The following is a 12,210-nucleotide window of genomic DNA, read 5'->3' as shown; positions in this document are numbered from 1 at the left end:
GTGGGCCCGGGGGGGGGGGGGGACGACCTGTGGGCCCGGGGGGACGACCGCCGCCGTCCCGACCCGTGGGTCCGGGGAGCCGGCCTCCGGTGTCCCGACCGCGAACGCACCTCGCCGCACGTCCGGACGCCTCCTGATCAGCCCGGACTACGGGCGAACACCCGTGCGGCAGGCGGAGGCGGCGTGGTCCGTACTCCCAGACGTCTCGGCCGCCTCGGCCGCCTCGACCGCCTCGGTGGGGGCGGTCCGGGGCTTGACGGCGCGGACCGCGGCCGAGTGCATCCCGTCGGCGACCGGGTGCGCCGGGGCGATCTGCACCTCGGTGAATCCCGCCGCCTCCAGGCCACGGCGGTACTCGGTGAACGAGAGGGCTCCGGCGACGCAGCCGACGTGGTCGCCGCGCTCGGCCCGCTGGTCGGGGGTCAGCGCGTCGTCGGAGACGACGTCGAAGACGCCGAGGCGGCCGCCCGGGGCGAGCACCCGGAAGATCTCGGCGAAGACGGCGGGCTTGTCGGTGGACAGGTTGATCACGCAGTTCGAGATCACGACGTCGATCGTGCCCGCCGGCAGGGGGATCGCCTCGATGGTGCCCTTGAGGAACTCGGCGTTGGTGACGCCCGCCTTCTTCCGGTTGGCGGAAGCGAGGGCGAGCATCTCCTCGGTCATGTCCAGCCCGTAAACCTTGCCGGCGGGGCCGACCCGGCGTGCGGAGAGCAGGACGTCGATGCCGCCGCCGGAGCCGAGGTCGAGCACCCGCTCCCCCGGGCCCAGGTCGGCGACCGCGGTGGGGTTGCCGCAGCCGAGGGAGGCGGCGACGGCTTCGGCGGGCAGTCGCTCGCGCTCGTCGGCGGTGTAGAGGGCACCGCCGAAGCCTTCGTCGACCTCGATCGCGGCCGGTCCGCAACAGGCGGTGCCGCCTTCGGTGACCTGCACGGCGGCGGCGTAACGCATGCGGACGGTTTCGCGCAGATCGGTGGACGGTTCGGTCATGGTCTTCACCCTTCGAAGGCACGGCACGGCACGGCACAGCAAGGCACGGCAAGACACGGCTCTGATCAGCCTGGATCGACGTTTCTCGATGCAAGCTTGCGACGTGGATCGAAAAACGTCAACATAGAAGCATGTCGAAACAAGAACCGGTGACGCTCGCCCAGGGCGGCGCCGAGGGCTGCTGTCCGACCCTGTCGGCCGCCCCTATGTCCGAGGACCGGGCTGTGGGGCTGGCGAAGGTGTTCAAGGCCCTGGGTGACCCCGTACGGCTGCGTCTGCTGTCGATGATCGCGTCGCGGGAGGGCGGGGAGATCTGCGTCTGCGACCTCACCCCGGCCTTCGACCTGTCCCAGCCGACGATCTCCCACCACCTCAAACTGCTGAAGCAGGCCGGGCTGATCGGCTCCGAGCGACGCGGGACGTGGGTGTACTACCGGCTCGTCCCCGAGACCACGGACAAGCTGGCATCGGTCCTGGCCCGCCCCGCCGCGTCCGTCCCGTCGACCTCGTGACGGCCGCCTCTGCCCCGGTCGCGTCCCGCCTGTCGTTCCTGGACCGCTACCTCGCCGTCTGGATCCTGGCGGCGATGGCCGCGGGCCTCGGGCTCGGACGGCTGGCGCCGGGCCTCGGTGACCTGCTGGCCGGGATGACCGTCGCCGGTGTGTCGCTGCCCATCGCGATCGGGCTGCTGGTGATGATGTACCCGGTCCTGGCCAAGGTCCGTTACGACCGGCTCGGCACCGTGACCCGCGATCGGCGGCTGCTGCTGCCCTCCCTGCTGCTGAACTGGGTGCTCGGCCCCGCGCTGATGTTCGCCCTCGCCTGGCTGTTCCTGCCGGACCTGCCCGAGTACCGCACCGGGCTGGTCATCGTCGGGCTCGCCCGCTGCATCGCCATGGTCATCATCTGGAACGACCTGGCCTGCGGCGACCGCGAAGCCGCCGCCGTCCTGGTGGCTCTCAACTCCGTGTTCCAGGTCCTCACGTTCGGGCTGCTCGGCTGGTTCTACCTGACCGTGCTGCCCGGATGGCTCGGCCTGGAACAGTCGGCACTCGACGTGTCGGCGGCGGAGATCGCCCGCAGCGTGCTCATCTTCCTCGGTCTCCCCCTGCTCGCCGGGTTCCTCACCCGCAAGCTGGGCGAGAGGACCAAGGGGCGGACCTGGTACGAGGACCGGCTCCTCCCGAAGACCGGCCCGTTCGCCCTCTACGGCCTGCTGTTCACCATCGTCCTGCTGTTCGCCCTCCAGGGCTACGCGATCGCCTCCCGGCCGTTGGACGTGGCACGGATCGCGCTGCCGCTGCTGGTGTACTTCGGCCTCATGTGGGGCGGATCCATGGCCCTCGGCCGCGCCGTCGGTCTCGGCCACCCGCGCGCCACGACTCTGGCGTTCACCGCCGCCGGCAACAACTTCGAGCTCGCCATCGCGGTCGCCGTCGCCACCTTCGGCGCCACCAGCGGACAGGCCCTCGCCGGAGTCGTCGGCCCACTCATCGAGGTGCCCGTCCTCATCGGCCTCGTCCACGTGGCGCTCGCGGTGCGCCGTCGCTTCCCCCGTACCGAGGAAGGTCCCGCCACCGCCTGACCGTCCGGAGCGGCGCCGTCGCTCCGACTCGGTACGCCGTGGGCCCTGTCGCCGACGGGCGGCACCTGATGAGGAACACCGCGCACGTGGAGTTCTTCTGCTACCACGGCGACCGGTCCGGGTCCCTGGCCCTGCGTCACGAGCTGCTGGAGGAGCACTGGTCCTACATGGACCGGTACACGGCGGAGATGATCGCGCGCGGCCCGACCCTCGCCGTGCCGCCGGGCCGTGACGATCCGATCGCCTACGGGCCGTTGCTCTCCGACGACGGCAGCGCGTGGCTGGGCACGGCCGCGCTGGTCCGGGCACCGGCCCCGGACACCGCGCGCTCCGTCCTGCCCCGCACCCGATCACGCACCTGACCGTGCGCGGCGCCTGGACCGGTCCCGCCCGTCTCGGATTCTTCGCCCACGCGCTCGCGCCGCCGGCCGATCCGCCGGTCCGGGAGACCGTGTCGGCCTCTCACCTGCTCAGCGATCTCCCTCCGGGGCAGCCCGAGGTGGTCCACGACCACCCGGCACGCCGATCCCGCCGGATGCGCGCGGTCGTCCGTCCCGGCGTCCGCGGGCGAGCTCGCCGCCGAGCGCGGCCCGTGCGGCGAAGTCGCGCGGGCCCACGGTGCCTCACCCGGGTTGCGGGACCATGCGGTGCAGGCCCTTGCGGTCGTAGTAGCGGGTCATCGCGAAGCCGAAGACGAGCGCGACGACGAATCCGACCGCGATCATGGTCCATCCCCGGGCCAGACCCGCGTCCCCCCGGGCGTCGAAGTAGAGGATCGCCCGCACACCGTCGGCGACCTGCCGGATGGGTTCGAAGGTGCCGAGGAACCGGTAGAAGCCCGGGACCGCTTCGAGGGGCACGGTGGCCCCGGACGACGGGAGCGCCAGCGCGATGAAGACGAACATGGCCACCAGCTGGCCGATGCCCCCGAAGGCGGCGTTGACGGCCTGGACTCCGAGCCCGACCGTGAGGCACGCGCAGAAGGAGAACATCCACAGCAGCACGAGATGGGGGGCGTCCATGCCCAGGACGCCGATCGTCGCGACCATGATCAGTGTGGTGGTCAGCACGGACAGGCCGGCGGTCATGCCCATCTTGACCAGCAGCGTGCGGGTGCGGTCGATGGGCACGGTGGGGCGACGGGTGTGCCAGGGCCCGATCTCACTGTCCGCGTAACCGAGAGAGGTGTCCACGCCGTTGTGGACGACGTTGGCGCTGATGAACCCGGCGAGCACCAGCAGCAGTGTGTAGTAGAACGCGCTCAGCCCCAGTCCGCTGTGGCCGCCGATGGGGTGGCCCGCCTGGACCCGTACGGCGACCGGGTCGGCGAGCAGGAGCCGGAACCCCGGGGGCTGCCCCGCCGCGGCCTGCGACCCGGTCAGCTCCCGTCCGATGGACGCGGATGCCTCGTTCGCCGCCCGCTGGGTGATCCGCTGGGCCAGGGAGGAGCCGAGGCTGCCCATGCCGGGGTTGGTCAGGACGGTCAGGGCGGGGCGTTCGGTGGCCTCGCCGGTGGTCAGCCGGTCGACGTCGGCGGTGAAGCCGGACGGGATCACCAGCGCGCCGAAGACCTTGCCGGACGCCAGTTCGCCCCGCATCCGGCCCTGGCTCATCCGCCGCCACCGCACCTGGTCGTCCGGGGTGGAGGAGACCACGGCGGCACTGACCCGCGCCCCGAGGTTCTCGCCCCGGCCCGGCGGCGGCGCGCCGGTGTCCGCGTCGACCAGCGCGATGGGCAGCCGGTGCAGGCTGCCGGTCGGGGTGAGGATGCCCCCCATGTACAGGAGCGAGAGCACCAGGGCGACCAGGGCGCTCAGCGCGGCCGGTACGATCCACAGCTTCCACCGCCGCAGCACGCGTCCGGCCGACGCCGGTGCCCCCGGCGCCGGTCCTGCTCCCGGATCGCGTGCGGTGCTCCCGGTCGTCATCTCACTCCACCGAAGTCGCCGACGGCGGTCCCGTCGCTGAACGGATCGCGGCGCGGGGCTGGTTCCTCGCCTCACCCGTGCGTGCGGCGCCGCTGATGTGCGCAGGTCGACCTTAGGCCCGGTGCGAGCAAAGGGGACGAAACGACACCGGACGTACGGACACTGCGTACCCCTCCGCGGGCGCGGCCACGCGCCGCCCCGCTCTTCCGCGATGCCGCCGCCCGGCGGATCACCCACGGCGGCGCGGACACTCAGGCCGGGACATAAGATGTCTGATGTCCTAAGTATGGAAGGTCGCGTGTGAGGAGTCGTGTTGAACCCTGACCCTGTACCTGAGAAGAAGGGGCCGCGCGGTCCCGGGCAGCGGGCCGGTGACCATCGCGTCGCCCTCGTCGGCGCCGGGGCCATCGCCCGCGATCACGTCGCCGCGCTCACAGACGTCCCGCGGATGCGGCTGGCCCACGTCGTCGACCGGCATCCCGAACGGGCCGCCGCGCTGGCGGCCCTCGTCGAGGGCGCCACCTGGTCCACCGACCCGGCGACCGCGTGGTCCGAGGGCATCGACGTCACCGCCGTGTGCACCTCACCCGAGTCCCACGCCGATCTCTCCGTGGCCGCGCTCGGCGCCGGAAAGGCGGTCCTGCTGGAGAAGCCCGCCGCGTTGGGGGTCGCGGACGTCGACCGGATCCTCTCGGCCGCGAAGAGCGCCGGCCGGCCGCTGCTCGTCGCCCAGACCGCCCGCTTCCAGCCCGTCCACCTGGAGATCGCCCAGGCGGTCGCCGACGGCGCCGTCGGCACTCCCCGGCTGGCCCACCTCACCTGGTACACCGGGCACGTCTGGCCCGGTGGCTGGCGGGGCTGGCAGCTGGACCCGGCCCGCTCCGGAGGCCATGTCGCCCACAACGGCGTGCACGCCCTCGACCTGCTGACCTGGCTCATGGACGACGAACCGGTCCGGGTCTTCGCCCGCCCCTGCCGTACGTGGGCGCCCGGGATGCCGACCCCGGACAGCTTCCAGATCCTCGTACGCTTCGCCGGTGGTGCCCTCGCCACCGTCGAGCTCTGCTACGCCCTCGCCGCACGGGGCACGTTCGTCCGCCGTCTGATGCTCTCCGGCACCGCCGGAACCCTGCACCACAGCAGCGAGGACGAGCCACGCGCGCACGCCGCGTCGCCCGTCGCCCCCGCCTCGATCGACGGTGCGATGACCGAGCAGACCAGGCATCTGCGCGACGTGCTCGACGGTTCTGCGGCACCGCTGACCGCGCCCCACCAGATACGTGCCGCACTCGCCGCCGCCCTGGCGGCACAGCTCAGCGCGGACGAAGGACGTCCCGTCGACGTGAAGGAGGTCTGCTGAGATGAGGATCCTCATCGTGTCCGGGGTCCGGCACGCCCGTGACTACGTGCCGTTGCTGCGGTCCCTGCCCGGCGTCGAGGTCATCGGCTGCGCCGACACCGCCGACAGCCCCTTCACCGAGGACAGCGCCGACCTCGCGAGCACGACGGGCCTTCCGCTCCTGGACCTGGACCAGGGGCTCGCCTCCTGCGACGTCGCGCTCGTGTGCAGTGAGCCCACGCGCCACGTCGACCTCGCGGTGAGAGCCCTCGAAGCGGGCCGCCACGTGCTCGTCGACAAGCCCGCCGCCACCGACACGCGTGGCGCACAGCGTCTGTGGGAGGCCGCCGACCGCTCCCCCGGACTGCTGTCCGCCGTCCACCGCCTCCACTCCCCGCAGATCGTCCGCGCCCGGCGCCTCGTGGACTCCGGCGCGATCGGTCTGCCCCTGGCCGTCGACGCGGAGTGGATCGCGGCCGGCGGACTCGACGGAACCACCGTCGAGCGCCCCGAGCTGGTCTGCGACCCCGCGCTGTCCGGAGGCGGCGAACTGGTGAACTTCGGGTGGTATCCGGCCCTGGCGATCCGTCACCTGACCGGTCTGGAGGTCGAGGAGGTCGTCGCCTTCAGCAGCGCCGCGCCCCACGCACCGCTCTTCGGCGGCCCGCACGGCACCTACGGCGTCGAGGACGCGGCCGTCCTCTCGCTCCGCCTGCGCAACGGGGTGGTGGCGACCGCCACCGTGGCCCGCGCGCCCGCCGGAGTCGGCCCCGCTCCCGTCTCCTCCAGCCTGCGCGTGCTCGGTTCGCACGGCCATGTGCTCGCCGACGAGGACGCCCCCTCGGTCACCGTGCGCGCGGCGGACGGCGGCCGTCTCTCCCGTCGGATCGGCGGGCCCGCCGGAGTGACGGCGTTGCGGCGGCTGTTCACCGAGTTCGGTGACGACATCCGCCTCGGACGCACGCCGTCGGTGTCGGCGGCCGACATCTACGCGGCCGTCGCGGTGGTCGAGGCCGCGCTCTCCTCCGCACGCCAGGACGGTGCACCCGTCGTCCCCGCCGCCCGCACGGCGGACACCACCGTGGCCTGACGCGGCCGCCTCGCCCCGGGGGCCGCTTCGGTCTCCCCGGGGCGGCGGCGACCCCGGGTCAGCGGCGCACTCCGGGGCCGGCCCCGCCCTCGCCGCCGATCAGATCCTCGAGCCGGTCGAAGCGGGCGTGCAACGCGCGCAGTTCCTGGTCGGCGTCCGCCCTGCCCCGGGCCCCGGCGTGCTCGACCGCCCGCGCCACCTGGCGGGCGCGGTGCGCGGCACTGCCGACGAACCAGGTGGCCAGGGATGCGGTGACGATGCTGAACACGGAGATCCCGACGAGCATCACGATCCCGGCGATGACACGTCCGGCGGTCGTGACCGGATAGAGGTCCCCGTATCCGACGGTCGTCGCCGTTTCGACGGACCACCACAGCGCGAGCGGGAACGAGGTGATGGTCGCCCGGTGCGCCGGAGCCTCGAACGGGACGATGATCCAGGAACCGACCAGCATGACCAGGACCAGCCCCAGGGCCGCCCACACCGACGCCCGCACGTGATGCTGCCGCCAGCGTTCGTTGCCCAGCAGCTTGCGGAGGAGATAGACGGGCGAAAGTGGAGGCATGGACCGAACGTAACGAGGGAGGCGCCCGCTTCGCGGCAGGACACGGCTCACCGTGTCACCGCGAACGGGGCCGTACGGACACCGACCGGTACGGACGCCGACCGTACGGACACCGGCGCACGAGCGGGACCCCGGGCACTCATGGCCCGGGGTCCCGTGTGGTCAGCCGACTGTTGCCCGACAGGTGCCCGGCCGCGGCACCATGGCGCACACACGCTCACGGTTCCGGTCGGACGGGCCCTTCAGCAGGCCGGGCAACGGCGGCGCCGTTGTGTCAGCCGATCAGTTGCGGCCCTGCAGGTACTGGGCGTAGATCAGGCCGCTCTCGCCCGCGAAGTGGGCCTTGTGGCCCTTGCCGTAGGTGATCCCGTACGGACCGCCCAGGTTGAGGAACTCCCCGGCCTCGTGGGAGCCTTCGACCGCCTCGTAACCGGCGCCCACCTGGCCGCCTTCCCATTCGTCGGCGACGGCCGGGCCGGCGGCGACGAAGCCGGCGGCGGCGACGGTGGCAAGAGTGATGGCAATACGACGAAGCATGAGGGCTTCCTCTCTGGAACGCGGATTGTGCGTAGCCCTCACTGTCACCGCCGACGACGCCGTGCCATGGACACCGCGCCCTCGCAGGTCGAGGAATCCACCTGTTCGGCGTAAGCCAGGACGTCCAGGAGTCCGGCCGCTCAGGCCGCCGGGGGCCCGAGGGCCGTCAGGAAGCGCGCGGACGAGTGGGGCGCGCCTGGGCCGACCGTGTCACCGGTTCGGCTGTTCAGGCGAGCAGGTGGGCGTCGGTCGGGCGCGTCGAACGGCTGGGCGATGGTGCGGCCGCATGGTGGTCCGAGCCGTCGCATCGGGCGACGGCACTCACACTGCGGGAGATTTCATGTTCAAGCTGGGAAGTGCGGCAGTCCTGACCGTCGCCGCGGGCAGCCTGGTGTTCGCCGGTGCGGGTGTCGCCGCCGCCGACGCCGGCGCGAGTGGCGCCGCCTTCGGTTCGCCGGGTGTGCTGTCCGGCAACGTCGTCCAGATCCCCGTCAGCGTTCCCGTCAACGCGTGCGGCAACTCGGTGAACATCATCGCTCTGCTCAACCCCACCGCCGGCAACGCCTGCGTCAACGGCGGCCAGCAGGGCGGGCACGACGACGGCAAGGGCGAGCACGACAGCTACTGAGCCGGCCGTAGCACCTAGGGGTGCCGGGAGATGACGTGCTCCCGGCGGAAGCAGGCGGCGACCGCACTCCGGTCGACGTCCGCGCAACCGGCCTTCGGGGCCGACGAGATGTCACCGGTGTCGCCGGCCTCCGTCCGGCCGGTCGGCGACACCGGGGGCCCTCGCATCTCTTCGCAGGGGGTCCGATGAGCGACGGGGACAGCAAGGACGACGGCCGCGGTTCCGGTCGGGGCGGAGCCGACCGCGCCCCCCGGCGACGCACCGGCGGCGGTGTTCCGCCCCCGGTGGGACGGGGCTCGACGCTCCAGGAACCGGCGCCCTCGTCTCGGGGGTTCAGGGGCTTCCTGCGCACCGGACCGCCCGTCGGACCGACGCGTCCGGAGTTCTGGCGCAGCCCGCTGCGCGGACCGTGGCTGACCTCCGCGTTCGGTGCCGTCCTCCTGATCGGCATTCCGGTGCTGTTCGTGACGGGGCTGCTCTCGTACGCGGCCTACAACCCCGATCTGGGCGCCAACGACAAGACGCCGGACCGAGGTTGGCTGGGCTTCTACCTGTTCGCCTGGCCGACCGACCCGCACTGGCTGTACCGGCTCACCCAGGGGGTCCACGTCACGCTCGGTATCGTGCTGGTCCCGGTGCTGCTGGCGAAGCTCTGGTCCGTCGTCCCGCGCCTCTTCACCTGGCCACCGGTCAGGTCGGTGAGCCATGCGCTCGAACGTCTCTCCGTGCTGCTGCTCGTCGGCGGGGCCCTCTTCGAGTTCGCCACCGGCGTCCTGAACATCCAGCTCGACTACGTCTTCCCCGGCTCCTTCTACCCGCTGCACTTCTACGGCGCCTGGGTGTTCATCGGCGCCTTCGTCGTCCATGTCGCCTTCCGGATCCCCCTCATGGTCCGGATGCTCCGGGGCGGCGGCCTGCGCGAGGAGTTGCGCCACCCCGCCGGACGGGCCGCCCGGCCGGTCCCGGACGGAGGCGGCCTGGTGGCTCCGGACCCCGCCCCGCCGTCGATCTCACGGCGGGGCGCCCTGTCCATGGTGGGCGCCGGGTCGCTGGCCCTGCTCGTGGTGAACGCGGGTCAGAGCATCGGCGGATCCTGGCGCGTCACGGCTCTGCTCGCCCCGCGGGGACAGGACCCCGGGCCGGGCCCCAACGGCTTCCAGGTCAACAAGACCGCGGCCGGCGTGGGCATCCGCGCCCGTGACGTCGGTCCGGCCTGGCGTCTGGTCCTGCGGGGCGCGGGTCAGGAGAGGGTCCTCAGCCGCGCCCAGCTGCTGGCGTTGCCCCAACACCGTGCGGCGCTTCCCATCGCCTGCGTCGAAGGCTGGTCCACCGAGGACCAGTTGTGGAGCGGGGTGCGCCTCCGGGACCTGGCCGCCCTGGTGGGTCATCCCCACCTGCCACCGGGCGTGTTCGTCCAGTCCGCGCAGCGCAGCGGATCGTTCCGGTCGACCACCCTGCGCGACAACCAGGTCCGGGACCCTCGTTCGCTGCTCGCGCTGCGGGTCAACGGCGCCGACCTGTCCCCCGACCACGGTTACCCGGCACGGGTCATCGTCCCGGCCAACCCGGGCGTGCACAACACCAAGTGGGTCACGCGGCTCACCTTCGGGGACGGCACATGAGCTCGTTCGCCACGCGCTACGGCGCCTCACCCCTGCACCTGCTGCTCGTCCTGTGCTCGTTCGCCCTGACCGGATACGCCGGGATCAGGCTGCTGGCCGGTGACCGGCCATGGGCGGTCGTCCTGTGGTTCGTCGGAGCCGCCCTCCTCCACGACCTGGTCCTGCTGCCCCTGTACACCGTCACCGACCGTGCTCTGCGGACCGTGCTGGACGGCCGACCCCGGCACCGGGCCGACGACGCCGGTTCCCGCCCGTCCCGGGGCCGGATCAACTACGTCCGTGTGCCGGCCTTCGTCTCGGGCGTCCTGTTCCTCGTCCACTTCCCGCTCGTCCTGGGCCGGGTCGATCACTTCACCGCGTACACCACTCTTCCCGGCGACGTGTTCCTGGGGCGCTGGCTCCTGATCACCGCCGCCCTGTTCGGGCTGTCCGCACTGGTGCTCCTGCTGCGTCTGTGGCGCTCGGGACCGAGGGCGCGTCACCGCTGACGACCGGGGGCGGGCGCCCGGGTCACCAGCCCGTCCACAGCAGGTGGTTGACCAACAGGGCCACCAGCGCCTGTGCGGCCAGCCAGCCGCGACGGTTCCTGGCGGGCAGCAGGGCGGCCGCGGGCAGGAGCCAGAGGAGGAAGGGCTGCCAGATGCGTTCCGTCTCCGCCTTGCTCATACCGGACAGGTCCGCGACGAGGAGGGCCAGGAGAGCGGCCAGGACGAGCAGCGCCGTCCGCTGGGCCGGGCTCGGGGTGCCGGCCCGCAGCGCGCGTACGGCGGAGGGAACGGTCACGGCGACGCGGCGCATCCCCGCGACGGTGGCGAGGCCGGCGGCGAGCGTGGCGCAGGCGAGGTTTCCCCAGACCCAGTAGGAGAACGGGCGGGTGCCGCCCGCACCCTGGTAGTAGCGCTCAACCAGCAGGTGGTAGCCCTCCCACCAGTTGAACCCGGCGAGGGTGAAGGCGGCGGGGACGACCAGCGCGCCCAGCAGGAAGGGCCCGGCGGGTCGGGCGGTGCGGGCGAGTACGAGCACGGCGAGGAGCGGAGCGGCGATGAGCGTCAGCCCGTAGCTCAGGTAGCACGTCAGCCCGAACAGCAGGCCCGCGCCCAGCGCGGCGGCCGACGGGAACCTCGTCGTACGCGTCGCGGCGAGCGCCAGCAGGGCGACGGACCACGCGGCGACCGCGGCGAAGTACGCGTCGGCGGAGGTGCCGGCCCACACCGCGAAGGGGGCGAGGACGAGGAACGGGGCCGCGCGCCGCGCGATCTCCACGCCCGCCAGGGCGCGCAGGGCGATCAGGGCCGCCACCGCGGCCGAACCGCCGAGCACGATGCACCAGGCGCCCGCCCAGGCCCCGCCCCCGAGTCCGGCCCGGTCCAGGCCGACGAAGGTGAGGGTGGCGCCCGGCGGATGCCCGGCGACGTGGGCGGGCCAGTTGCCCGGAGGTCCGATGACGATGTGGTCGGTGAAGCCGCGCAGGGCGGCCCCTACGTCGTCGAAACGGTCGACGGCACGCAGGTATTCGTGCTTGGTGGTCAGCCTGCGGGCGACACCCCGGTACCAGCCTTCGATCAGCGCCAGCGAGAGGATCCAGGCGAGGGAGGCGGTCCAGCAGGTGAGCAGCAGCCGCCGCCAGGGAAGCCGGGCGGCGAGTCCGGGTCCGTAGGCGATCACGGCCACCGCGACGGCCACGGCGGCGGGTGTGCCGGGGCCCGTGTGGGGGTCCCAGGACGCGAGGAGGGGCGGCCACTGGACCTGGAGGCTGCCGTCGCGGTCCTGGACCGCCCTCCCGACGAGGACGGCCGCGACGATCAGGAGGACTCCCCCTCCTGCGGCGATCAGATCCCGGCGGCGGGCGACACGTTCGCCCGGGCCGGCGGGGTGGGCGGGGCCGGTGGCTTCTGGTGCACGGGGGTCTTCAACGCGTTCCTCGGT

13 protein-coding genes and 1 pseudogene are annotated in these 12,210 nt (G+C 72.9%); 9 read left to right on the top strand and 5 right to left on the bottom strand.

What is annotated here, in order from left to right:
* Window positions 1-147 precede the first annotated feature (147 nt).
* Window positions 148-990: an arsenite methyltransferase gene (gene arsM, locus SACTE_RS29660; protein ID WP_014049708.1), complete on the bottom strand. Its 843-nt coding sequence runs from the start codon at window positions 988-990 to the stop codon at window positions 148-150.
* Between the two features lie 131 nt (window positions 991-1,121).
* On the opposite strand from arsM, the gene SACTE_RS29655 reads away from it, so the two are divergent.
* The 4 genes and pseudogenes from SACTE_RS29655 to SACTE_RS35630 all read left to right on the top strand — a co-directional run.
* Window positions 1,122-1,502: a metalloregulator ArsR/SmtB family transcription factor gene (locus SACTE_RS29655; RefSeq protein ID WP_014049707.1), complete on the top strand. Its 381-nt coding sequence runs from the start codon at window positions 1,122-1,124 to the stop codon at window positions 1,500-1,502.
* The gene (gene arsB, locus SACTE_RS29650; RefSeq protein WP_014049706.1) at window positions 1,499-2,575 is read left to right on the top strand and encodes an ACR3 family arsenite efflux transporter; all 1,077 of its coding nucleotides are present in this window, start codon (window positions 1,499-1,501) and stop codon (window positions 2,573-2,575) included. The genes SACTE_RS29655 and arsB overlap by 4 nt, the downstream gene beginning before the upstream one ends.
* 86 nt (window positions 2,576-2,661) lie before the next feature.
* The gene (locus SACTE_RS29645) at window positions 2,662-2,937 is read left to right on the top strand and encodes a YciI family protein (protein ID WP_063822193.1); all 276 of its coding nucleotides are present in this window, start codon (window positions 2,662-2,664) and stop codon (window positions 2,935-2,937) included.
* Window positions 2,853-3,026, top strand: a pseudogene (locus SACTE_RS35630) (hypothetical protein); the annotation flags it as partial. The gene SACTE_RS29645 and the pseudogene SACTE_RS35630, both read left to right, overlap by 85 nt.
* Window positions 3,027-3,198: 172 nt before the next feature.
* On the opposite strand, the gene SACTE_RS29640 reads toward SACTE_RS35630, so the two are convergent.
* Window positions 3,199-4,503, bottom strand: coding sequence for a DUF3533 domain-containing protein (locus SACTE_RS29640; protein WP_014049705.1), 1,305 nt, complete (start codon window positions 4,501-4,503; stop codon window positions 3,199-3,201).
* A gap of 313 nt (window positions 4,504-4,816) precedes the next feature.
* Here SACTE_RS29640 and SACTE_RS29635 point away from each other — a divergent pair, with 313 nt between their 5' ends.
* On the top strand, window positions 4,817-5,863 hold the full coding sequence (locus tag SACTE_RS29635) for a Gfo/Idh/MocA family oxidoreductase (protein WP_014049704.1): 1,047 nt from the start codon (window positions 4,817-4,819) through the stop codon (window positions 5,861-5,863).
* Window position 5,864: 1 nt separating this feature from the next.
* Entirely contained in the window at window positions 5,865-6,932 is a 1,068-nt protein-coding gene (locus SACTE_RS29630; RefSeq protein WP_014049703.1) for a Gfo/Idh/MocA family oxidoreductase, read from the top strand.
* A gap of 58 nt (window positions 6,933-6,990) precedes the next feature.
* Here the strand turns inward: SACTE_RS29630 and SACTE_RS29625 are convergent, their stop codons facing one another.
* Window positions 6,991-7,497 (bottom strand): potassium channel family protein, encoded by a 507-nt coding sequence (locus tag SACTE_RS29625; RefSeq protein WP_014049702.1) that lies wholly within the window; start codon window positions 7,495-7,497, stop codon window positions 6,991-6,993.
* 282 nt (window positions 7,498-7,779) lie between these two features.
* Window positions 7,780-8,034 (bottom strand): hypothetical protein, encoded by a 255-nt coding sequence (locus tag SACTE_RS29620; RefSeq protein WP_014049701.1) that lies wholly within the window; start codon window positions 8,032-8,034, stop codon window positions 7,780-7,782.
* 340 nt (window positions 8,035-8,374) lie between these two features.
* Here SACTE_RS29620 and SACTE_RS29615 point away from each other — a divergent pair, with 340 nt between their 5' ends.
* The 3 genes from SACTE_RS29615 (at window position 8,375) to SACTE_RS29605 (ending at window position 10,772) form a co-directional block, all read left to right on the top strand.
* Window positions 8,375-8,662: a chaplin gene (locus tag SACTE_RS29615; protein WP_014049700.1), complete on the top strand. Its 288-nt coding sequence runs from the start codon at window positions 8,375-8,377 to the stop codon at window positions 8,660-8,662.
* A 185-nt stretch (window positions 8,663-8,847) separates the two neighbouring features.
* Window positions 8,848-10,284, top strand: coding sequence for a molybdopterin-dependent oxidoreductase (locus SACTE_RS29610; RefSeq protein WP_014049698.1), 1,437 nt, complete (start codon window positions 8,848-8,850; stop codon window positions 10,282-10,284).
* The gene (locus SACTE_RS29605) at window positions 10,281-10,772 is read left to right on the top strand and encodes a hypothetical protein (RefSeq protein WP_014049697.1); all 492 of its coding nucleotides are present in this window, start codon (window positions 10,281-10,283) and stop codon (window positions 10,770-10,772) included. The genes SACTE_RS29610 and SACTE_RS29605 overlap by 4 nt, the downstream gene beginning before the upstream one ends.
* Before the next feature lie 22 nt (window positions 10,773-10,794).
* Here SACTE_RS29605 and SACTE_RS29600 read toward each other — a convergent pair whose 3' ends face one another.
* Window positions 10,795-12,117, bottom strand: coding sequence for a hypothetical protein (locus SACTE_RS29600; protein WP_202435317.1), 1,323 nt, complete (start codon window positions 12,115-12,117; stop codon window positions 10,795-10,797).
* Window positions 12,118-12,210 lie beyond the last annotated feature (93 nt).

This window comes from Streptomyces sp. SirexAA-E (assembly GCF_000177195.2).
Lineage (GTDB): Bacteria > Actinomycetota > Actinomycetes > Streptomycetales > Streptomycetaceae > Streptomyces > Streptomyces flavovirens.
This window is presented reverse-complemented; position numbering and strand designations above follow the sequence as displayed.